25 protein-coding genes are annotated in these 21,095 nt (G+C 31.3%); 24 read left to right on the forward strand and 1 reads right to left on the reverse strand.

What is annotated here, in order from left to right; all coding sequences use genetic code 11:
- Positions 1-528 precede the first annotated feature (528 nt).
- The 8 genes from OCU55_RS21875 to OCU55_RS21910 all read left to right on the forward strand — a co-directional run bounded on the left by OCU55_RS21875 (position 529) and on the right by OCU55_RS21910 (position 7,238).
- Complete coding sequence (locus tag OCU55_RS21875) at positions 529-1,356, forward strand: polyprenyl synthetase family protein (RefSeq protein ID WP_261854413.1); 828 nt, start codon at positions 529-531, stop codon at positions 1,354-1,356.
- 41 nt (positions 1,357-1,397) lie between these two features.
- On the forward strand, positions 1,398-1,898 hold the full coding sequence (locus OCU55_RS21880; protein WP_261854414.1) for a DoxX family membrane protein: 501 nt from the start codon (positions 1,398-1,400) through the stop codon (positions 1,896-1,898).
- 109 nt (positions 1,899-2,007) lie between these two features.
- The gene (locus tag OCU55_RS21885) at positions 2,008-2,529 is read left to right on the forward strand and encodes a FixH family protein (RefSeq protein ID WP_261854415.1); all 522 of its coding nucleotides are present in this window, start codon (positions 2,008-2,010) and stop codon (positions 2,527-2,529) included.
- A gap of 36 nt (positions 2,530-2,565) precedes the next feature.
- Complete coding sequence (locus tag OCU55_RS21890; RefSeq protein WP_261854416.1) at positions 2,566-3,957, forward strand: 4Fe-4S binding protein; 1,392 nt, start codon at positions 2,566-2,568, stop codon at positions 3,955-3,957.
- A gap of 39 nt (positions 3,958-3,996) precedes the next feature.
- Positions 3,997-4,878, forward strand: a complete 882-nt coding sequence (gene menA, locus OCU55_RS21895) for a 1,4-dihydroxy-2-naphthoate octaprenyltransferase (protein ID WP_261854417.1) — start codon at positions 3,997-3,999, stop codon at positions 4,876-4,878.
- Positions 4,879-4,893: 15 nt separating this feature from the next.
- Complete coding sequence (locus tag OCU55_RS21900; protein ID WP_261854418.1) at positions 4,894-5,526, forward strand: CPBP family intramembrane glutamic endopeptidase; 633 nt, start codon at positions 4,894-4,896, stop codon at positions 5,524-5,526.
- A gap of 18 nt (positions 5,527-5,544) precedes the next feature.
- Positions 5,545-6,246, forward strand: coding sequence for a bifunctional demethylmenaquinone methyltransferase/2-methoxy-6-polyprenyl-1,4-benzoquinol methylase UbiE (gene ubiE / locus OCU55_RS21905; RefSeq protein WP_261854419.1), 702 nt, complete (start codon positions 5,545-5,547; stop codon positions 6,244-6,246).
- A gap of 101 nt (positions 6,247-6,347) precedes the next feature.
- Entirely contained in the window at positions 6,348-7,238 is an 891-nt protein-coding gene (locus tag OCU55_RS21910; protein ID WP_261854420.1) for a prenyltransferase, read from the forward strand.
- 160 nt (positions 7,239-7,398) lie between these two features.
- Here the strand turns inward: OCU55_RS21910 and OCU55_RS21915 are convergent, their stop codons facing one another.
- On the reverse strand, positions 7,399-7,746 hold the full coding sequence (locus tag OCU55_RS21915; RefSeq protein ID WP_261854421.1) for a four-helix bundle copper-binding protein: 348 nt from the start codon (positions 7,744-7,746) through the stop codon (positions 7,399-7,401).
- A gap of 406 nt (positions 7,747-8,152) precedes the next feature.
- Here OCU55_RS21915 and OCU55_RS21920 point away from each other — a divergent pair, with 406 nt between their 5' ends.
- The 16 genes from OCU55_RS21920 (at position 8,153) to OCU55_RS21995 (ending at position 20,998) form a co-directional block, all read left to right on the forward strand.
- The gene (locus tag OCU55_RS21920; protein WP_261854422.1) at positions 8,153-8,509 is read left to right on the forward strand and encodes an NADH-quinone oxidoreductase subunit A; all 357 of its coding nucleotides are present in this window, start codon (positions 8,153-8,155) and stop codon (positions 8,507-8,509) included.
- Entirely contained in the window at positions 8,506-9,015 is a 510-nt protein-coding gene (locus tag OCU55_RS21925; protein ID WP_261854477.1) for an NADH-quinone oxidoreductase subunit B, read from the forward strand. The genes OCU55_RS21920 and OCU55_RS21925 overlap by 4 nt, the downstream gene beginning before the upstream one ends.
- Complete coding sequence (locus OCU55_RS21930) at positions 9,002-9,439, forward strand: NADH-quinone oxidoreductase subunit C (RefSeq protein WP_261854423.1); 438 nt, start codon at positions 9,002-9,004, stop codon at positions 9,437-9,439. The genes OCU55_RS21925 and OCU55_RS21930 overlap by 14 nt, the downstream gene beginning before the upstream one ends.
- Before the next feature lie 13 nt (positions 9,440-9,452).
- Entirely contained in the window at positions 9,453-10,568 is a 1,116-nt protein-coding gene (locus tag OCU55_RS21935) for an NADH-quinone oxidoreductase subunit D (RefSeq protein WP_261854424.1), read from the forward strand.
- Positions 10,569-10,581: 13 nt separating this feature from the next.
- Positions 10,582-11,619 (forward strand): NADH-quinone oxidoreductase subunit NuoH, encoded by a 1,038-nt coding sequence (gene nuoH / locus OCU55_RS21940; RefSeq protein WP_261854425.1) that lies wholly within the window; start codon positions 10,582-10,584, stop codon positions 11,617-11,619.
- A gap of 5 nt (positions 11,620-11,624) precedes the next feature.
- A complete protein-coding gene (locus OCU55_RS21945) occupies positions 11,625-12,017 on the forward strand; it encodes a NuoI/complex I 23 kDa subunit family protein (RefSeq protein WP_261854426.1) in 393 nt (130 codons plus the stop codon).
- The gene (locus OCU55_RS21950) at positions 12,014-12,505 is read left to right on the forward strand and encodes an NADH-quinone oxidoreductase subunit J family protein (RefSeq protein WP_261854427.1); all 492 of its coding nucleotides are present in this window, start codon (positions 12,014-12,016) and stop codon (positions 12,503-12,505) included. The genes OCU55_RS21945 and OCU55_RS21950 overlap by 4 nt, the downstream gene beginning before the upstream one ends.
- Positions 12,505-12,813 (forward strand): NADH-quinone oxidoreductase subunit NuoK, encoded by a 309-nt coding sequence (nuoK, locus tag OCU55_RS21955; RefSeq protein ID WP_261854428.1) that lies wholly within the window; start codon positions 12,505-12,507, stop codon positions 12,811-12,813. Before OCU55_RS21950 ends, nuoK begins: the two co-directional genes overlap by 1 nt.
- 8 nt (positions 12,814-12,821) lie before the next feature.
- Entirely contained in the window at positions 12,822-14,675 is a 1,854-nt protein-coding gene (nuoL, locus tag OCU55_RS21960) for an NADH-quinone oxidoreductase subunit L (protein WP_261854429.1), read from the forward strand.
- On the forward strand, positions 14,676-16,199 hold the full coding sequence (locus OCU55_RS21965; protein WP_261854430.1) for a complex I subunit 4 family protein: 1,524 nt from the start codon (positions 14,676-14,678) through the stop codon (positions 16,197-16,199). It begins immediately after the preceding gene.
- Positions 16,199-17,605 (forward strand): NADH-quinone oxidoreductase subunit N, encoded by a 1,407-nt coding sequence (locus tag OCU55_RS21970; protein WP_261854431.1) that lies wholly within the window; start codon positions 16,199-16,201, stop codon positions 17,603-17,605. The genes OCU55_RS21965 and OCU55_RS21970 overlap by 1 nt, the downstream gene beginning before the upstream one ends.
- Positions 17,606-17,743: 138 nt before the next feature.
- Positions 17,744-18,433, forward strand: a complete 690-nt coding sequence (locus OCU55_RS21975; RefSeq protein WP_261854432.1) for a response regulator transcription factor — start codon at positions 17,744-17,746, stop codon at positions 18,431-18,433.
- The gene (locus OCU55_RS21980) at positions 18,433-19,806 is read left to right on the forward strand and encodes a sensor histidine kinase (RefSeq protein ID WP_261854433.1); all 1,374 of its coding nucleotides are present in this window, start codon (positions 18,433-18,435) and stop codon (positions 19,804-19,806) included. Before OCU55_RS21975 ends, OCU55_RS21980 begins: the two co-directional genes overlap by 1 nt.
- Before the next feature lie 87 nt (positions 19,807-19,893).
- Entirely contained in the window at positions 19,894-20,109 is a 216-nt protein-coding gene (locus OCU55_RS21985; RefSeq protein ID WP_261854434.1) for a YuzB family protein, read from the forward strand.
- 218 nt (positions 20,110-20,327) lie between these two features.
- Positions 20,328-20,660, forward strand: coding sequence for a YHS domain-containing protein (locus OCU55_RS21990; RefSeq protein WP_261854435.1), 333 nt, complete (start codon positions 20,328-20,330; stop codon positions 20,658-20,660).
- 95 nt (positions 20,661-20,755) lie between these two features.
- Positions 20,756-20,998, forward strand: a complete 243-nt coding sequence (locus tag OCU55_RS21995) for a metal-sensing transcriptional repressor (RefSeq protein WP_261854436.1) — start codon at positions 20,756-20,758, stop codon at positions 20,996-20,998.
- Positions 20,999-21,095: the final 97 nt, after the last annotated feature.

A 21,095-nucleotide genomic window follows, 5' to 3' on the forward strand; every position in this document is an offset into this window, starting at 1 on the left:
TTTAAGAAGAAATCATCATGTGGATGCTGTAAGTAGTAAATTACATAAAAATGATGTTTTATTTAAAAGAAACTATTGAAATTTAGTGAAAGAACTATTAATCACTAATTATTAATAGTTTTTTATATAATAAACTAAAAAAGAAGAGTCCTAGGCTGAATCAATCAGTCTAGGACTTTTCTTTTACACAAATTTATGTATTTCATAATAACATAGCAAGGAATTGAATGGCTAAATTTAAGTGGAGTCATTTATATACTGAAAAATTTCTCTATGTGCGGTAAGGAATTAAGTAAAAAGAGAATTATATATACGAGCAAAAAATATAAAAATTTCAAACTGTATACATAGAAGGAATTCTTATGTATTTTTTATACATTTGGTTCATCTTTACAACATCTTCATAACATCTACATAATATCTACATATATGAAAGTTATACTTTCAGAGAAATATTAAAATTAGTTTTAATTTTTAAATATGTGCAATTCTAACTGAGTCTAAATTATAAAGAGAGGTGATGAAGTCGTGTTAAGGTTTATTGAAGCAAGTAATGCAGTAAGGAAAGAGCTAAATGAAGTGGAGAATATTTTAAAAAATATAGACGAGGACATTATAAAAGGAGCATCAAAAGAAGTTTTTGAATATTTCTTTAAAAATTCAGGTAAGTACCTTCGTCCAATGCTTATATTACTTTCTGCTAAAGCTATAAAACCAGATATGACTATAGAGCAGAGAGTACAGTTAATTAATTTATGTGTAGCTGTTGAACTCATTCATAGTGCCAGCTTGATACATGATGACATAATCGATAATGACTTATTCCGACGAGGTCAGAAAACCCTTAATGGAGTATATGGAAGAAAAATAGCTGTTCTAGCTGGGGATGCTTTATTTGCAAAAGCTTTCCACATTTTATCAAGTATGCCGACCAGAGATGGAGAACAGGTGATGACACAAGTTGTAGAAAAAATGTGTGTAGCAGAAATTGAACAAGCTCAATATAGCGAAGGTTCTAGAGAAGATTATCTTAGGATAATTGAAGGAAAAACGGCAGTCTTTATGAGTGCTTGTTGTAAGTTAGGGGCGCTTGTAGTTAATGCTGAAAAAGAAGATGTTATAGCCTTAGAAAAGTATGGCTTAAGCTTAGGAATGGTATATCAAATTACGGATGATTGTTTAGATGGAGATCTCAATGCTATTAGAAATAATATAACAATAGATAATGCGAAGGAATTTGTTGTTAATGCTGAGTTGAATATTGAAGGTATAGAAACATCAACGTATAAAGAAGGATTAACCAATCTTTTATATTATGTCATTGAATCTTATGATCCCAAAGTAAAAAAGGCTTAGTAAAAATTTTATAAATAAATGTTTTTGAGGGGTGAGTAGTAATGAAATTTTTAAAAAACAAATATTTCACAGTTGTATGGACTATTTTACGTATTTGGCTTGGAATTCAATGGATAGTTCCAGCTATTGAAAAGCTTAAAGACCCAACTTGGGTAGGTAGTAAATCTGGTGTGGCGATAACAGGATTTTTAAAGGGGGCAGTAGCAAAAGCTACTGGGGAGCATCCAGCAGTACAAGGATGGTACGCTGCATTTGTACAAAATGTAGCACTTCCAAATGCTAAGGTTTTTTCTTATTTAGTACCAGCTGGTGAGCTTCTTGTAGGAGTTAGTTTAATATTAGGTGCCGCTACTATCATAGGATTATTTGCTGGTGCTTTCATGAATCTAAACTACCTATTAGCAGGTACAACTAGTACTAATCCAATTCTTTATACTGTGGCTATTATTCTGATAGCTGTCGGGGCTAATGCATACTTAATAGGACTTGATCGTTTCATTGTTCCATATATAAAAGAAAAGTTTGGAAATCGATTTGCATAAATGATTTAGACATATGTTTAATAAATTACGATTGAATAGATGTGGAATATTTTTAACTTATAGATAAATTAATTAATTTACTTGTATATGAGAGAGGAGTCAAATAATAATGAGAAAAAAAACAATTAGAGGATTAGTAGTTAGCTTAATGCTTGTACTAGTTTCTTCTACAACTGCTTTAGCTGATGAAATGAATATGGGAAAGGCTATATCAAAGAGTGTTGATGGGATAACTGCTGAGCTTTCTTTTAAAGATGAAGAAGCGAAGACTGGTAAGGACCAAATAATGATTACATTGCATGATAGTAATGATAAAGAGATTGATAATGCAGACGTAACTATAATTGCTAAGATGCCACAAGATGATTCAATGAAAATGGACAGTAATAAACCAATAACAATAAAGTTAGAGAAAAGCGAAAAAGGTCAGTACATGGGAGATATAAACTTTACTGATAAAGGTAAGTGGACAGTAACTGCTGATATTACAGTACAAGGTGAAAAGAAAAGTATGGATTTTGATGTTAATGTAGTTAGCGGTGGGCCTAACTGGATTATTATAGGTGGATTTTTAGGAGCTATTGTGTTAATAATCGTTGTTGCAGCTATAAAAAAGAAGCAAGCAAAATAGTTTTTGAAGTAAAAGTAGGAGAAAAGAGGTAGTGCTATGAGTAATGTAAATAAAGCTACTAATGAGAAGGAAAAATCTTCAACTGATTTAGAGGGAAAAAATTTATTAGATAACAAACGGTTTACAAAGTTTATAAGAAGTAAATGGTATCCAGGAATATTTCAAATATTTGTAGGAGCAGTGTTTGCGTTTATTGTATTTGAGCTATTAGTTGGTCCAGACAAAGCTCATGATAATTTCGGAACAGCAGGAACTTGGGTCTTATGGTGGCCAATCCTTCCTATATTGTTGTTCCTTACAGGAAGGTTTTGGTGCGCAATATGTCCGTTTGGAGCATTAAGCGATGTTGTCCAAAAATTTGTCGGAAGTAAAAAACCAGTACCTAAATTCTTGAAAAAGTACGGAGTATGGTTAATAGATGCAATGTTCTTAGCTATCACTTGGAGCGACCACGTATTTGGTGTAGTTGAAAATCCTAGAGGTTCTGGAACACTACTTTTATTAATAACTTTAGGAGTTGTATTTTGTGGAGCATTCTTTGAACGTAGAACCTGGTGTAGATATCTTTGCTTCCTAGGTGGGTTATCTTCAAACTATTCTAGAGCAGGAATATTACAACTTAGAGGAACTAAAGAAAAATGTTCAAAATGTACTGTAGCAGCTTGCTACAAAGGTACTGATAAGGTACCAGGATGTCCAATGTTTGAATTCCCTAAGACTATGGAAAGTAATTCAAATTGCAACATATGTGGTAATTGCGTTAAAAATTGTCCTAATAATTCTATAAAAATATCCTTTAGAAAACCAACTGAAGAATTATGGTTCATAAGAAAGCCTCAATTAGAAGTTTCTTTCTTAGCAGTTGTAATCATGGGTATTGTATTCGTACAAAATGTTACTATGCTTAAGATTTGGGATGGTATGTTAACCTGGCTTGAAAATGTCACTGGAACAGAAAGTTATTTTGTAACTTTCACTATAACTTTCATAGTGGCTATGGCTATACCAATACTTTTATTAGTACTTACAGGCTACATAGCTAAATTGTTTAATGGTGACTCGGTTAAAGCTAATTTCACTAAATTTGGTTATGCCCTAATTCCTTTAGATTTAGCAGCACATATAGCGCATAATTTATTCCATTTATTAGCCGAAGGAAAATCTATTTGGTATACATTTATGGGGCTATTTGGAGTTGAAATGCATGGTGCATCAACTGCAATTCTCGACGATCCAACTATACAAGCGTTGCAGTTTATATTAATAGTAATTGGAACCTTAGGCTCAATATACACTGTATATAAAATTGCAAAAAACAATTATAAAGAAAAGAAGACAAGCGTTACAGTGGTATATACTGTTCTGTTGATATTACTTGCAATAGCTAATATATTACTGTTCTCATTACCTATGGCTATGCGTATGTAGTTAATTAAAGGAGTGAATATCATAGATATAAATTTTAAAATGTTGATTAGGGCTGCAAGGCCCTTTTCCTTAACAGGTTCAGTAATTCCAGTAACCTTAGGTGCAATACTTGCTATTAATCAATCTAAGTTTAATATAGCATATTTTATTTTTTCGGTTATTGGAATTGTATTATTACAAGCAGCAGTAAATCTATTAAATGATCATGATGATTTTATAAATAAAGTAGATACAAAAGACTCATATTGTTCTAGCGGAGTAGTTGTTGAAGGACTTATAACGGCTGATGAAGTAAGAAAAGCAGGCATTATTGCTTTAGTATTGGGATGTATAGTAGGTTTAATTTTGGCCTATTTTAGGGGAAGCATGATTCTGATTATTGGAATAATAGGTGCTATTTGCGGTTATTTCTACACTGGAAAACCATTAGCACTAAAATATAGAGGATTGGGTGCACCATTAGTTTTTATAATTTTTGGACCATTGATGACATTGGGGTCATATTACGTTCAAGTACAAGAATTAGGGTTAAAAGCTTTGTTGGTTTCAATTCCTGTAGGATTATTAACTACTGCTATCTTACATGCCAATGACATTAGAGACATAAGGAATGATAGTAAAGCAGGTATTAAGACCTTATCAATAGTAGTTGGAAGAAAAAATGCAGATAGGATATATATTAGCTTAATTATATTTGCTTATATTTCTATTCTATTAATAAGTTTTTATAATTATATCCCATATTTAAGTTTAATCTGCTTGTTAACAATACCTAACGCAGCAAAGAATATTAAAAAGTTAAGATCAAGCAATAATGAAGATAAGATGATTTCAGATCTTGATAAAGAAACAGCAAAGCTTCAAAGTCAATTTGGAATACTTTTAATTCTATCTATGTTTGTTTCAAGTGCAGTGATCTAGAAAGGTGGAGATATTATGGGAGAACTCAAAAGAAATGAAAAGCTGGCCATAAGTTCATTAGTTGTTGTTCCATTACTATGGTTTGTAATATTTGTGGTTAAGCCATTCAACTTTTGGGGAGAAATGAGTATAGCTATTCTCTTCTTAGGTAGTATTGCTGTAGTGGCAGATAGAAAGTTATTGTCACTGTCACTGAAAAAATTGACTTTCCGAAATATTCTTGTAGGAATAGGTTCGGCTATAATTCTGTATTTTATTTTCTATGTTGGTAATATCATTTCAGGGTATTTATTCCCTTTTAAGGATGCACAGATAACCTCTGTTTATAGTAATAGATCTCAAGGAAGTTCGGTATTTATTGGATTTTTACTACTGTTTATTATTGGTCCAGGAGAAGAAATATACTGGAGAGGTTTCATACAAAATACTCTTTCAAAAAAGTTTGGAGAAAATAAGGGATATGTAATTGCAACTCTACTATATGCTGGTGTGCATATAATAACCTTTAACTTCATGCTTGTTGTAGCGGCTTTAGTATGCGGAGTGTTTTGGGGATGGATTTATAAAAAGGAAAGAAGTATAGCCACTATTATAATATCTCATGCACTTTGGGATTTAATCATATTTGTTTTATTTCCTTTAATGTAGAGAGAAAGGAGGGGGATTATGGCTGAAATTAAAGCAGATGTTAAAGATATATTTTCATCTATTGCAAAAAGATACGATATGCTAAATTCTATATTAACTTTGAATATTGATAAGTTGTGGAGAAAAAAGGCTATAAAATTAAGCGGAATTAAAAAAGATGATAAGGTATTAGATTTGTGCTGTGGTACAGGTCAAATGATAGATTATGAATGTAAAGCTGTAGGTAAAAGTACTTGCGTTACAGGTATAGATTTTAGTCAGGAAATGCTTGACGTAGGGAAGGAAAGACTTGACTACCTATCTAAGGATTACATGTTTGAGTTAATAAAAGGAAGTATTTTAGAATTGCCTTTTGAGAATAACACTTTTGATTGTATAACTATTGCCTTTGGTCTTAGAAATATTCAGGATACAAACAAGGCACTATCAGAAATGTATAGAGTTTTAAAGCCAAATGGCAAAGTAATATGTTTAGAGCTTTCAAAACCTAATCGATTAATTTTGAATAAGGTATATAACCTGTATTTTAATAATGTACTACCAGTGATAGGTTATATAGGGACAGGTGACAAAAAAGCATATTACTACCTTAGAGATTCTGTAAATAATTTTATGACAAAAGAACAGCTTAAGTTGCAGTTTCAGAATAATGGCTTTAAAAATACTGGCTATAAGTCTTTATCACTTGGAATTTCATCTATACATTACGGGATTAAATAGAACAAAGAGAAGTTTGATGTGTTATCAAACTTCTCTTTAATTAATATAAGCCATTTATTTATAGCTTAATAAAGAATATTAGGTATCGGAGGAAAGAGAAAGTGAGTTTTAAAACAATATTAAAGATTATGGATTTAAAAACACTTGTAGCAGGATTTGTTCCTGTAGCTTTAGGATCTATTTACTCAAAGTATGCTTTTGATAGGATTAATATTTTATATCTTGTTTTATTAATAATAGCAATGATGCTTGTTCAGAGTGCAACTAATATGATTAATGACTACTTTGATTTTAAGCGAGGTGCAGATAGTAATAAAAGTGGGGATGAAAAGGCTTTAGTTAGTGGCGAAATTACTCCAAAACAGATTTTATTTCTTATTTTTTTATATCAATCCATTGCTCTCATAATAGGGATTTTTATTGGAAGTCAAACAAGCTATTATATTTTATTAATTGCTTTAATAGGAGTAATAGTTTCTTTTTTATATGCTTCTGGACCTTTGCCTATTTCATATACTCCAGTTAGTGAAATCGTCGCTGGTTCTACTATGGGAATTGGTATTACAACTACAGTAATTTATATTCAATCAGGTATATTTAATTTTACTACAGTTTTAGTTACGGTACCTACAGCACTGTTTATAAGTACAATACTATTGACCAATAATTTAAGCGATATAAAAGAAGATTTTGAAGCTGGGAGAAAGACGCTGCCTATTTTAATAGGGGTGAAGAAAGCTGAAAAGTTATGGGTATTTGATGTTGTAATGTTGCTAGTATTAACTGTGATTCTTGGGCTAGTACATATCTACCCAATTATTGTTTTGATTGTATCAACAGTAATGTTTCCTTATAAGGTAGTCTTCGATTTCTTTTCATATGACAAAAATATTAATACAAAAGACAGAAGTATGGGGCTAATAGGAATGGTTGGATTAAGATATCATCTAGCTATAATTATAGGATTATTAATTTCAATATTAACAAGGTGAGTATTCATTTTTTCTGATTTAAATAAGTGCTAGTAATTGAATGAGTTCCAAGCTTGTTTGATAAACTAAAGGATTTTGAATTGCAAATATATATTTGAAAGAGAATAAATAGGATAGTTAGGAACATGGTTAGGTCCCTAACTATCCTATTTATTAATTATTACATACCAGCCATTCTCCTGCATTCATCAGCACATGTTCTACATTCATCAGCACATTTTTGACAGTGCTCATCTTTAAACATAGCACACTCTTTTGCACATGCATCGCAAATTGTAGCACACATTTTACAATGCTCTTTTGCAAATTGTCCATTCATGGACATAAGTCCTACTGACATTTCGCACATTTTTGCACATTCTACAAGAAGCTTTACGCAACTTCTTCTTGCGTTTAAGTCAGGTTCATTTATACATGCATCAAAACATTCATAACATGCTTGAGCACATTTACTGCATTCATCAATACACTTTTGATAGTTGTTTGTTACCATTGTTGATACTGCCATTTTAAATACGCTCCTTTAAATTTAATTTATATACAAAAGTATTGTGCTTTAAATAACTATTTTTATGCAAAAAAAGACAAGTATTAATTGATATTTTAGGGATTGTTATATAAACATCGCCCTAAGTATGAATCATATTTTTACAGCATTATAGAAAAGGATTTTTTGATTTTTTAGGTGGATATTTGCATTTCTACATAAAAACTACACAAAAACTACATAAAGACTACATAAAAACTTGATAACATTGGAATGATGAAAAGTTATTTTTAGTAGAATAGCTTTTTGTTACCACCCCTCATATGTGGGGGGTAAGAGAGGCTAGTAATTAAGATTTAGGAATTTAGGTTAACAAATAATTTTAGTAATCAAATTGAATTGAAAATGTATTTAAGAGGAGATAAAAATGTTAAAAGATTTTCTTATTATCGGAGTTTTTCTAGTTGCAGCATTTGTATTTGGAATGATTATTTTGCTAATTGCTTCGTCAGTAAGACCTAAAAAGCCGAATGCTGAAAAACTATCAACGTATGAATGTGGTGTAGAGACCACAGGCTCAACTTGGATAAGATTTAAGGTAAGCTACTTTATGTATGCTCTGGTGTTTTTACTTTTTGATGTTGAAACAGTCTTTCTGTTACCATGGGCTATGAAATTTAAGATGCTTAGCTTATTTGCACTAGGTGAAATGTTTATTTTTATTGGAATTCTAATTATTGGGCTATTTTATGCATGGAAAGAGGGGGCATTGGAGTGGAAATGATCTCAGAAAATAATAACTACATTGAAGAGCAGATAGAAAAAAATATTATTTTAACTAAATTAGATGATGTTCTAAATTATTATCGTGCACATTCGTTTTGGCCCCTCACATTTGGGTTAGCATGTTGCGCTATTGAAATGATGGCTGCTGGAGGAGCGCGTTATGACATTGCACGATTTGGGTATGAGGTTTTTCGTGCATCACCAAGACAAGCGGATTTAATGATTGTAGCAGGAACTGTAACTGATAAAATGGCGCCAATTGTAAAGAAAATTTATGAACAGATGCCAGAACCGAAATGGGTAATTGCGATGGGAAGTTGTGCTACAAGTGGTGGTCCTTTTGTCGATTCCTATAATGTTGTACCTGGTGTTGATACATTTTTACCTGTAGATGTCTATATTCCAGGATGTCCTCCTCGTCCAGAAGCATTGCTTCATGGTCTTCTTACACTAAAAGAAAAGATTATTCATCCTAAGGAGGTGGGCAAAGATGTGCAAAATTAGTGAGAAACTAATACTCCAGTTAAAGGAAATATACAAAGAAAATATTGAAATTAAATACAATAGGATAGTTGCTATTTATATAGATTCTAATAATCTTTTGGATATAGTAAAAAGGTTCAAATTATTTGGATTTGATTTTTTAGTTGATATAACAGCTGTTGAAGAAGAAGACTTAAGTTGTATTTATCACTTTATGTCACTAGAAAGTAATGAATTAATAATGGTTAAAGCAAATCTTAATAAAAAACTTGAAATTTACTCAATAAGTGAGGAGTGGCCATCAGCTGATGTCCAAGAAAGAGAGATATACGATTTATTTGGGATTGAATTTATTGGACATCCGAATATGAAGAGAATATTATGCCCAGATAGTTTTATTGGACACCCACTAAGAAAAGATTTTAAGATTCCTGAACGAAGATAGGGGAGGATTTTTTATGACAAAACATAATGAAAATCTGCATACTGAAGAAATGACTTTAAACTTTGGCCCTCAGCATCCAAGCACACATGGAGTATATAGAGCAATTTTTACTTTAGATGGAGAACAGATCGTTAAGGCTGAAAATGTAATTGGTTATTTGCATAGAGGGATAGAAAAATTAGCAGAATCTAAAACCTATACTCAGTTTATCCCTTATACCGATAGATTAGATTACTTATCTGGAATGTTAAATGAATTAGGGTATGTTCAAACTGTCGAGATACTCATGGGAATTGAAATTCCAGAAAGAGCTGAATATCTGCGCATTATAATGGCTGAATTACAAAGGATAGCAAGTCACCAAGTTTTTCTAGGTAGTATGGCACTTGATCTTAACAGTCATACGTCATGGATGTATTTTTTTAGGGATAGAGAAAAAATACTTGATCTATTTGAAATGGTTTGTGGTTCAAGAATGACAACAAATTATATGCGTATTGGTGGAGTAAGCTATGACTTGCCAACTGAATTTATTCCAAGGTTAATGAGTTTTCTTGATGATATGGAGAGAAGCTTTTTAGAATATGAACGCATTATTACAGGTAACGAAATATTTAAGGCGAGAACAAAAGGGGTTGGAGTTATTAGTAAAGAAAAGGCTTTGGCATATGGCTTAACAGGTCCGAATCTTAGAGCATCAGGGGTAGATTTAGATTTAAGACGTGATATACCTTATGGTTTTTATGAACGATTTAAATTCAAATCAGTTGTTGGTAGCAATGGGGATTGCTATGAGAGATGGTTAGTGCGTATTGGTGAAATGGAAGAAAGCGTAAAGATTATAAAACAGGCATTAGAACAAATTCAAGAAGGACCGATTTTAGCTAAAGTTCCTAAACTTATAAAACTTCCAGCAGGTGATATTTACCATCAAATTGAAGGATCTAAGGGTGCGCTAGGATTCTACTTAGTAAGTAACGGAACTGATAAACCCCATAGAATTCATATTCATGGACCATCTTTTATTAATATTGGAGCTTTTCCTGAAATCGCCAAAGGGGGCACAATCCAAGATGCAGTAGCTATCTTGGCATCACTTGATCCTATCTTGGGCGAAATCGATCGATAATAGGGAGATATCAATGGAGAATATATTTTTAAATAAATCTATATGGATTCAAAACTTAATTTCAGTTTCAGATACTCAAATTGGTTTAACAAATATTACTACGAGTTTAAGATATTTTATTAATATTGTAATATTTGTTTTATTAAATGCAATGTATCTCATTTATCTAGAAAGAAAATTTTGTGGCTTTCTACAACAAAGGCTTGGACCTAATAGGTTCGGACCACGAGGCTTACTTCAAAGCTTAGCCGATGTTATTAAGCTTTTAGGAAAGGAAGATATTATTCCAAAGAAAGCAGATAGAGCAGTTTTCTGTATTGCTTCTTTATTAGTAATGGTTCCTGCTTTACTAATCTATGCAGTTCTGCCTTTTGGTAAGGGTATGGTTGCAGTTGATTTAAATTTGGGCTTGTTTTACTTCTTAGCTATTTCTGGAACCTCCTCAATACCTATTTTAATGGCAGGTTGGGGATCTAACAATAAGTATTCTCTTCTAGGTGGGATGAGGGTAGTTGCTCAGATGATAAGTTATGAAATACCTCTAATTTTTTCTCTTTTAGGAATAGTTATGATAAGTGGCTCTCTAAATTTATCAGAAATAGTTAAAGCGCAACATAATGTTTGGTTTATTTTCTTACAACCAGTTGCATTTATTACGTATCTAATAGCAGCAACAGCAGAGTTGAATAGAGGACCCTTCGATTTACCTGAAGGAGAACAGGAAATAGTTGCGGGACCTTTTACAGAGTATAGCGGAATGAGATATGCACTTTTTTATCTTGCTGAGTATACCAACATGCTTGCCATTTCAGCTCTTACTGTAACACTATTTTTGGGAGGGCCAAGCGGACCATTTTTACCATCTTGGGTCTGGTTCATATTGAAGACTTATGTAGTAATATTAATTTTTATGCTTGTTAGATGGACTTTCCCTAGATTTAGATTAGATCATATGATGTCTTTAAATTGGAAATATCTAATTCCGATTTCTGTAATTAATATTTTGCTTACAGGAATAGGCATTAAGATCTTTCAATTAATTAAGGGGTGAGTGAAATGTTCGGAAAAGGATTGATTAATGGTCTTAGAGTTACTTTAGGACATTTATTTGAAAAAAATATTACAGAGCAGTATCCAGAGCAACATCCAGAGTTGCCACCACGCTCTCGGTGTTCTTTTGAATTAGATTCAGAGAAATGTACTGCTTGTGGGATATGTGCTTTAAGTTGTCCTAATCGAGTAATTAAAGTAAGCAGCATAAAGAATGAAAATAATAGAAAGAAGTTAACTAGTTATCAAATGGAATTAGAATATTGCCTTTTTTGCGGTCTTTGCGTTGAAAGTTGTCCAAGTAAGGCTTTAAAAAATACTTTAGATTTTGAGTTAAGTGTTTATAGCAGAGAGGACACTAAATTAACACTATTTAAAAGCCAGGAGGACTTGGTATGATTTCAGCTTATATATTTTGGCCAATTGCATTTATAATTTTAGCCTGTGCAGTGGGTGTTGTACATTCAAAAAATATAGTGCATAGTGCTCTGCTACTAATCTTAACATTTATAGGTGTAGCCGTTGTATTTATATTACTTGAAGCGGATTTTTTGGCTTTAGCACAAATTTTGATTTACGCCGGTGCTATTTCTATCTTGATAGTATTTGCAATAATGCTTACTAGAAGGAATGACATGAAAAACAGTAATCCGTTTAATAAAAATAGGACTGTAAGTTTTATACTATGCTCAGTTTTTTTTGCATTAATTGCTCGTATAGTTTTGGTAACTAGATTTAACTATAAAAACATAGAAATAAAAGATACCATTAGCTCTATAGCAGATGGATTTTTTGGTAGTCACATGATTGCTTTTGAAGTTTCTGCAATACTTCTATTAATTGCTATGGTAGGAGCTATCATATTGGCTAAAGGAGTGAAAAATTAATGATTGGATTAGAAGGATATTTACTATTAGCTGCAGGGTTATTTTGTATTGGTTTATATGGTGTTTTTACAAAAAGAAATGTGATAAGCGTATTAATGTCAGTGGAACTTATGATGAATGCTGTAAATATAAATCTGGTTGCTTTCAACAGATTTTTGTCACCAGTAAAGGTTACAGGACATATTTTTGCTATTTTTGTTATTGTAGTAGCTGCTGCTGAAATTGCTGTTGGGCTAGCTATCATTCTGAACATTTATCGAAGCCGAACTACAACTAATGTTGAAGATTTTAATATTTTAAAATGGTAGGTGGTATGATGAAATTTATATATTTAGCTTGGTTAATTCCCATATTTCCAGTGGTAGGATTTCTGCTTATAGCTTTTATTACAAAAGGTTTTAAAAAAATTAATTCACTAATTGCTATGGGAGGAATGGCCCTTTCCTTTATATTTTCCTTAGGTGTTTTCTATGATGTCATTGCTTCTAAAGTTAGTATTAATGAACCTATTGAATACGCTGTATCTTGGCTTTCAGTTCCAATAAAAATTGAAGCTGGAGTACTTATTGATCCTCTAACATCAGTTATGCTGTTAATCGTAACATTTATAGGATTATTAGTTGAAGTGTACTCGTTAGGATATATGGCAAAGGACCCAGGCTTTTCAAGATTCTTCGCTAATTTATCTTTGTTTACTAGTTCAATGTTAGGCCTAGTAATTTCAAATAATTATTTTCAAATGTTCTTTTTTTGGGAATTAGTTGGGCTATGTTCTTATCTACTAATTGGGTTTTACTATGAAAAACATTCAGCTGTAAAAGCGAATAAGAAAGCATTTATAGCTAATAGGGTAGGAGATTTTGGATTTTTAATAGGAATGCTTTGTCTTTTCGTAGCTTTTGGAACTTTCAATTTTAGACAACTTGCAGTTAGTATTCCGACTTACCAAAATACTATATTTTTAACTATTGCGGCTTTATTAATTTTTGCAGGCCCAGTGGCAAAATCTGCTCAATTTCCTTTGCATGTGTGGCTTCCTGATGCTATGGAAGGGCCGACACCAGTAAGTGCCTTAATTCATGCAGCTACTATGGTTGCAGCTGGAGTATATCTTTTAGCACGTGGTTATATATTATTTTCTTCATTAAATCAAGTAAGCGTAGTAATTGCCTACATTGGAGGAATAACTGCATTTATGGCAGGCACTATTGCTTTAGTTCAAAGAGATTTAAAAAGAATATTAGCTTTTTCAACTATGAGTCAGTTAGGATATATGGTAATGGCAATGGGAGTAGGAGGATTTACTGCAGGTGTATTCCATCTTACAAGTCATGCATTTTTTAAAGCGTTACTATTCTTAGGAGCTGGTAGTATTATACATGCCATAGGGGTACAAGATATTTTTAAAATGGGTGGATTATTTAAAAGAATGAAAGTCACCAGCATTACATTTATTATAGCTTCTATATCTTTGGCTGGAGTTCCGCCTTTATCAGGTTTTTTTAGCAAAGATGAAATTTTGGCTATAACATATGAGAACGGTTATAAGTTTTTATATTATTTAGGTTTAATCACTGCGTTCTTAACAGCTTTTTATATGGCTCGTTTAGTTTTTATAGTTTTCTTTGGAAAGGAAAAACAAAAATATTCTGTACACAAAAATCCTTGGACTATGACATTACCTTTAGTAATTTTATCTGTGTTTGCAGTGCTTTATGGATTTATGAATAAGGTCTTTGCAACATTCATATATTACGGAACTAGTCATACCATAGAGCCAAACATTATAGTTATGGCAGAATCTGTAGCGGTGGCTTTACTAGGGATCTTTTTAGGGTGGCTTATTTATGGGAAAAAAGTGGTGTCAAGTGAAGCTCTTAGTGTGAAATTTAAATTTATCTATAAGTTACTTTTTAACCAATATTATTTAAATGAAATTTATAGTTGGGTGTACAATACTATAATTCTATCTATCTCTCGTTTCTTCAATTGGTGGGATAGAAATATAGTGGATGGGATTTTTGATAAAACTACGGCTTCAATAAAGGGAATGGGATCTAAGCTTAGAATTATTCAGTCAGGAAGTTTACAAAGCTATGCCTTTATCTTTTTCATAGCAATTACTTTCATAATTCTTTGGTTAGCAGTGCCGATTTTAGGAGGAATGTAGATGCAATTTCCGATATTAACATCAATTTTATTAGCTCCAATTGTTGGGATAATTTTAATACTTTTTTTAAACGATACAAAGCATAAGGAAATAAAGATGATTTCGGCAGTTACCACTTTTATTTCATTGCTCTTATCAATTATAACTTTTGTAACTTATGATAAGAGTGCAGGTGGGCTTCAATTCAATGAGACTTATAATTGGATTCCTGCTTTAGGAATAAATTATTCTGTGGGAGTAGATGGGTTAAGCTTACCTATGATACTTCTTACATCAATAGTAATCTTTGCAGGAGTTTTTGCATCTTGGAAGATGGAAAATAGAATTAAAGAGTTTTTCATATTTTTACTCTTATTGGTTACTGGTGTTTTAGGCGTATTTATCTCAAGGGATTTATTTTTCTTCTTCATATTCTTTGAAATAGCAGTTATTCCTATGTATATTTTGATTGGAGTGTGGGGAAGTACACGAAAAGATTATGCAGCTATGAAGCTAACTTTATATTTATTGATAGGGAGCTCCATTGTATTAATTGGAATGATTGCTACATTTATTTATGGGAATAAATTAGGGATAAGAACATTTGATATACAGTCACTGAGTGAGATTAAGTATAGTTATGATTTTCAGAGATTTGCATTTTTTCTAATGTTAATAGGTTTTGGTATTTTAGTACCTATGTGGCCTTTTCATACCTGGTCGCCTGATGGACACGTAGCTGCTCCAACTGCTGTAAGCATGCTGCATGCAGGGGTTTTAATGAAATTGGGCGGTTATGGTATCATACGTGTAGGAGTATTTCTTTTTCCTGAAGGAGCAAAATATTGGGTCCCTTTAATTGCAGTACTTTCTATTGCCAACGTGGTTTATGGTGCTATGGTAGCAATGGTTCAAAAAGATCTAAAGTTTGTAATAGGATATTCTAGTGTAAGTCATATGGGGTACGTGCTTTTAGGAATTGCTACATTAAACTCACAAGGAATTGACGGGGCAGTAGCACAAATGTTTGCTCATGGTATAATGACAGCATTATTCTTTACTTTAATAGGGAATATCTATAATAAAGCACACACTAGAGAAATTGCTAAGTTTGGTGGCTTGATACACCAAATGCCAAGAGTAGCAATTGGGTTTATAATTGCTGGCTTTGCATCTTTAGGTTTGCCAGGACTAAATAATTTTGTAGCAGAATTTCTTATATTTTTAGGTTCCTTTAGTAAAACAACAAAACTATTTTCAATGATACCTTTTAAGGTAATTTCTATTTTAGCTATTTTGGGGATTGTTATCACAGCTATTTATGTTTTGAAAGTTGTTCAAGAAACTTTCTTTGGTCCAAGAAAGAAAGAATGGGATCACTTAGAAGATGCAAAAGGCATAGAAATGATTCCTATTATAATGTTGTCTTCTGTGCTAATATTCTTTGGAATATTTCCATCGCCGCTTATCAATATTATTCATAGTGGAGTAATTCCACTGATTAATAGGGTATCAGAGACAGTACTAATGAAGGGGGGATTTTAATGGATAAGTATATAGTAGAAATATTGACTGCAGCCTTATCCCTTGCTCTTTTAGTAACAAATTTATTGCTTCCAAAATTAAAAGAAAAACTAGTATTTTTTACTGCAATAAGTCTTTTTATAATTTTAATGATATCATTGTTCATTGGAAGTAATGGACAGATTTCTTTTGGAGGAGCTTATATTTTTGATTCTTTTAGCGTTTTTTTTAAACAGTTGTTTTTGATTGCTGCGATTTTAACTATAGTACTATCTAAAGATCAACTAATTTCCAGAAAGGGCGAGTTTTATGCTTTAATTGTTTCTGCACTTTTGGGAATGATGATTATGGTATCCTCTGGAGAGTTAATTACTATTTATATAGGGCTAGAACTAATGACAATTTCTTTTTGTATTCTAATTGCTTTTGATGATAATGAAAGATCAAAAGAGGCAAGCTTAAAATATATTATTTTAGGAGCAGTTTCTTCAGCAGTTTTTTTGTATGGGTTAAGTTTAATTTATGGAGTAACACAGACTACAATTATCAAAGAAATCGGAGAAGTGTTATCAAAGGGTCAGTTTACACCATTAGAAATACTAGGAATGATATTTTTGATTGCAGGATTTGCGTTCAAAATTGCTATAGTTCCTTTTCATATGTGGGCTCCAGATATTTACGAAGGAGCGCCTACTTCAATCACTGCATTTTTAGCAGTTGCATCAAAAGCAGCTGGTTTGGCTGTTTTTCTAAGAATATTTATGAATGGGATGTCATCTGTTTCAGGTTATTGGATAGAACTTGTTATAGTGTTGAGTATATTAACTTTAATATTAGGAAATCTAGTTGCAATTCCTCAGACCAATATAAAAAGATTGCTAGCATACTCAAGTATTGCTCAAGCAGGATACTTTTTATTAGGAATTATAGCCAATTCGGATATCGGGGTGGCAGCTATTTTGCTTTATAGTGTAGTTTATCTATTTGCCAATATAGGAGCTTTTGGAGTTGTAATTGCTGTTTCAAAGGCAACACAGAGTACTGAAATAAAAGATTATGCACACTTGGCTAGAAAGTCTCCATTCCTAGCTGCAGTAATGCTTATTTCATTACTTTCCCTAGCAGGAATTCCACCATTAGCTGGATTTGTAGGCAAATTCTATTTGTTCTTATCAATAATACAAAAAGGTCAATTGTGGTTGGCATTTTTAAGTATTGGTATGAGTGTAGTATCTGTATATTATTATCTTAAAATTGTGAAAGTAATGTACTTTGGAGATGAATCTAAAAACATTCAATCAATTAAGATATCTGTAAGTACAAAATTAGTATTGACGTTATCTATGATACTACTCGTGATATTTGGAATCTATCCAACTCAATTGATTAATTTAGTGATGGAGATTTCAAAAAACTTTTTATCATGATATTCATATATATTATTAGAGCTCTCCAGTTTTGGAGGGCTTTAATATTAAAAAAAATTAAGTGGTTTCACATGAAATTCATAACTTTATGTTAAATTATGAATATATAAATAATAACAAGTTAAGCGAGGTTAAGCCATGAATAATAATATTTTAATTATTGAAGATGAGGAAAATGTATTGAATGTTTTAAAAGCCTATATAGAAAAGGCAGGATATAATGTTTATGGAACCACAAGAGGCTTAAAAGGGATTGAATTGTTTAAATCAAATGATTTTAAATTGATAATTCTTGATTTAATGCTACCTGATATAAGTGGAGAGGAGGTCTGTAGAATAATAAGAGAAACTTCGAACGTGCATATATTTATGCTTACTGCTAAAGGTAGCTTAGATAATAAAATTGATGGCTTAGAGATAGGAGCAGATGAATATCTAGTAAAACCTTTTAGTCCAAGAGAGCTAACTGCGAGAGTAAATGCTCTTTTTAGAAGAATTTCTTATGAAAATAATAACTCAAGTTTGTGCTTTAGTGATGGAAATTTAGTTGTTGATTACGAAAAAAGATCTGTTAAGTTAAAAGGTGAAGAAGTTCCTTTGACATCAAATGAATTTGATATACTGTATGCATTAATTATTAATCAAGGAAAGGTATTATCAAGAGAGCAACTAATTCAGAAAATTGGTGGTATAGACTTTGAAGGATATGACAGAACAATAGATGTTCATATAAAAAATATACGTAAAAAAATTGAGGAAGATACAAGAAAACCTAAATATATCATAACTGTAGTTAAGGTTGGTTACAAGTTTGGTGGTGATAATTAGTGAAAAGTATAAGAAGAAAACTTAGTATTATGTTTTTTATTTGTTCACTTGCAGCAATATTACTAATAACAATGTTTGTGAATTTAACTATAACAAAAAAATTTGATGACTACATGGTAGATACCCAAAATAAAAGATATGAAAGAATTGTAGCATACTTCCAAGAAGTATATAAGAGAGAAGGAAAGTGGGATGAAGACTCTGGCGTTGAAATGATGCATGAGGCCTATATGGGCAATTATTGCTTAACCCTTCTTGATAGCAGCGAAAAAACTGTATGGGGAATGAATGCTAATGATATTAAAAACAATATACATTTAAATACAATGCTTGTAAAGGATTCTGGTGTTTATACATCCAAGAGATTTCCAATAAAGGTAAATAGTAAAGTAGTAGGATATGTAGACATAGGTCAGTATTCATCAGTGCTCTTATCAGAAGAAGATGTTAATTTTAAGCTATCAATAAATCAAAGTATTATTGCTAGTGGTTTAATAACCATGATAATTATAATTGTTATAAGTCTCTATTTTTCAAAGCAGTTTTCAAAACCTATTAAGGAGGTTGCAAATATGTCTGTGAGTTTATCTAAGGGAAATTTTGATACCAAGTCTGTCACAAAGAGTAATATAAAGGAATTAGAGAACTTAAGGAGTAGTGTAAATATATTAGCGGAAAAGTTGAAGCAACAAGATATGCTTAGGAAGCGTTTGGTATCTGATATATCTCATGAAATAAGAACCCCGCTAAATGTACTGCAAAACAATTTAGAAGCCATGATTGATGGAGTTTTTGAAGTTACAGATGATAGACTTAGATATTTAAATGATGAAGTTATTAGATTTGGTAAACTCTTAAATAATCTAGATTTGCTTAAAAATTTTGAGGCTGAAAGTACAAAAATTAATTTTGAAATTGTAGATTTGCATAAATTGTTAAAAAGTGTATGTGAAGACTTTTATATGAAAGCAAAAAATCAAGGAATTGACCTCCAATATACTATTCAGAAAAATCAAGAATATTATATAACTGGGGATAAAGATAAGTTAAGACAGGTATTTATAAACATAATTTCAAATGCCATTAAATTTTCTAAAGATAGTGGGAACATAGATGTAAATATGTATACTAGAGATAAAAAAGCTGTTGTAGAGATTACGGATAATGGAATTGGAATAAAAGAAGAAGATTTACCCTTTATATTTGAAAGATTATATAGAGGTGATAAAAGTAGAAATGAAATTGAGGGTAGTGGTTTAGGATTGACTATTGTTAAAAACATATTAGATCTACATTTAGCAACCATAGAAGTTGATAGTAAAGAAAATGAAGGAACTAAATTTACTATTTATTTTGATAAAGTTATTGTTTAAAGAATAAAGTTAATGTACATATGTGCTAGAAAAAGATAAACATACTTATTTAATGATATAAATATAATTGTTGATGGAGGTATAAAAGTGATACAAATAAAATTATGTGAACATAATAGTTCTACTACAGATGAAATTATAAATAAGCTTAAGGGGAATTTTAGTGATGTTAGTATAGTAAGGGAATCTTGCTTAGGTCAATGTGGAGCATGTGCAGATAGTTCTTTTGTTTTAATAAATAATGAAGTAGTTAAGTATAGTGATGCAGAAGATTTAATTAATAAAATAAAAGACCTATTATAGTAGACTATAGGTAAATTAAAGAAAACAATCAAAAGAACTTAAAATGAATTTGCTTTTTAGCAACGTGTTTTTTTCATCAATACTGCAATAGGCTTATTATAAATTTAAGCGAATCTTCATAACAACTTCATAATACCTTCATAACAACTTTATAAAAATTAGTTATAGTATATTCAAAGAAAGATAAGCTACAAATTTAAAATGAAGGAGAACTTAATATGGAGTTTTTAGCTAATAATTGGATATATATGTTGGTTACAGTAATAATGGTTTTTGTGATGGTTAAAAGAGGCGGATGTTGCGGTGGTCATTCTCATGAAAATGAATCTGAAAACGGTGATTCTCATGGAGGAGGATGTTGTGGAGGTAGTTCAAATCATAATCACAGTGATGGAAGTAATAAACAGATTGATCAATCAAACCTAGTTAAAGATCCGATATGTGGAATGATGGTGAATCCAGAAACTGCAATAAAGCAAATAATTGATGGTCAAACCTATTACTTCTGTAGCGAGGGATGTAGAAGAGAATTTATTCGAAAGCAAAGTTAAATAAAGAATTTAAGTAAGAAAGTAATATTTTTAATAATTATAACTCCCTTTAAATGGGGGGGAGGGGGAATCATGAATGAAGAACAAAAAAAGTATTGGAATTATTAGAAGTTGCCAAAGGGCAAATTGATGGGCTTATTAAAATAATAGAAGAGGAAAAATACTGTGTAAGTGTTTCTAATCAGACTATTGATGTACAAGATCTTCTTAAGAAAGCTAATTTACTTGTTTTAAGGCAGAACATACAGCATTGTGTTAAAGATGTTGTTTTAAATGATAGAGTTGAAAAGAAATTAGATGAAATAATGGATATTTTAGAGAAATTTATTGAAAAGTGATTTGTAAAAAGAAGTTATTAGACTTATAAGAAATTAAAATGCAAAAAGCTTAAAAATAACAAGCATAAATATGTCCAAATATTATGATTTATTAAAT

This window comes from Clostridium folliculivorans (assembly GCF_024341905.1).
GTDB lineage: Bacteria > Bacillota > Clostridia > Clostridiales > Clostridiaceae > Clostridium_AR > Clostridium_AR folliculivorans.

Bases quoted from the DNA above. Each gene is read 5' to 3' on its own strand.
- OCU55_RS21880 (WP_261854414.1), top strand. From the start codon at position 1,398: ATGAAATTTTTAAAAAACAAATATTTCACAGTTGTATGGACTATTTTA.
- OCU55_RS21885 (WP_261854415.1), top strand. From the start codon at position 2,008: ATGAGAAAAAAAACAATTAGAGGATTAGTAGTTAGCTTAATGCTTGTA.
- OCU55_RS21890 (WP_261854416.1), top strand. From the start codon at position 2,566: ATGAGTAATGTAAATAAAGCTACTAATGAGAAGGAAAAATCTTCAACT.
- menA (WP_261854417.1), top strand. From the start codon at position 3,997: ATGTTGATTAGGGCTGCAAGGCCCTTTTCCTTAACAGGTTCAGTAATT.
- OCU55_RS21900 (WP_261854418.1), top strand. From the start codon at position 4,894: ATGGGAGAACTCAAAAGAAATGAAAAGCTGGCCATAAGTTCATTAGTT.
- ubiE (WP_261854419.1), top strand. From the start codon at position 5,545: ATGGCTGAAATTAAAGCAGATGTTAAAGATATATTTTCATCTATTGCA.
- OCU55_RS21915 (WP_261854421.1), bottom strand. From the start codon at position 7,746: ATGGCAGTATCAACAATGGTAACAAACAACTATCAAAAGTGTATTGAT.
- OCU55_RS21920 (WP_261854422.1), top strand. From the start codon at position 8,153: ATGTTAAAAGATTTTCTTATTATCGGAGTTTTTCTAGTTGCAGCATTT.
- OCU55_RS21925 (WP_261854477.1), top strand. From the start codon at position 8,506: ATGATCTCAGAAAATAATAACTACATTGAAGAGCAGATAGAAAAAAAT.
- OCU55_RS21930 (WP_261854423.1), top strand. From the start codon at position 9,002: ATGTGCAAAATTAGTGAGAAACTAATACTCCAGTTAAAGGAAATATAC.
- OCU55_RS21935 (WP_261854424.1), top strand. From the start codon at position 9,453: ATGACAAAACATAATGAAAATCTGCATACTGAAGAAATGACTTTAAAC.
- nuoH (WP_261854425.1), top strand. From the start codon at position 10,582: ATGGAGAATATATTTTTAAATAAATCTATATGGATTCAAAACTTAATT.
- OCU55_RS21945 (WP_261854426.1), top strand. From the start codon at position 11,625: ATGTTCGGAAAAGGATTGATTAATGGTCTTAGAGTTACTTTAGGACAT.
- OCU55_RS21950 (WP_261854427.1), top strand. From the start codon at position 12,014: ATGATTTCAGCTTATATATTTTGGCCAATTGCATTTATAATTTTAGCC.
- nuoK (WP_261854428.1), top strand. From the start codon at position 12,505: ATGATTGGATTAGAAGGATATTTACTATTAGCTGCAGGGTTATTTTGT.
- nuoL (WP_261854429.1), top strand. From the start codon at position 12,822: ATGAAATTTATATATTTAGCTTGGTTAATTCCCATATTTCCAGTGGTA.
- OCU55_RS21965 (WP_261854430.1), top strand. From the start codon at position 14,676: ATGCAATTTCCGATATTAACATCAATTTTATTAGCTCCAATTGTTGGG.
- OCU55_RS21970 (WP_261854431.1), top strand. From the start codon at position 16,199: ATGGATAAGTATATAGTAGAAATATTGACTGCAGCCTTATCCCTTGCT.
- OCU55_RS21975 (WP_261854432.1), top strand. From the start codon at position 17,744: ATGAATAATAATATTTTAATTATTGAAGATGAGGAAAATGTATTGAAT.
- OCU55_RS21990 (WP_261854435.1), top strand. From the start codon at position 20,328: ATGGAGTTTTTAGCTAATAATTGGATATATATGTTGGTTACAGTAATA.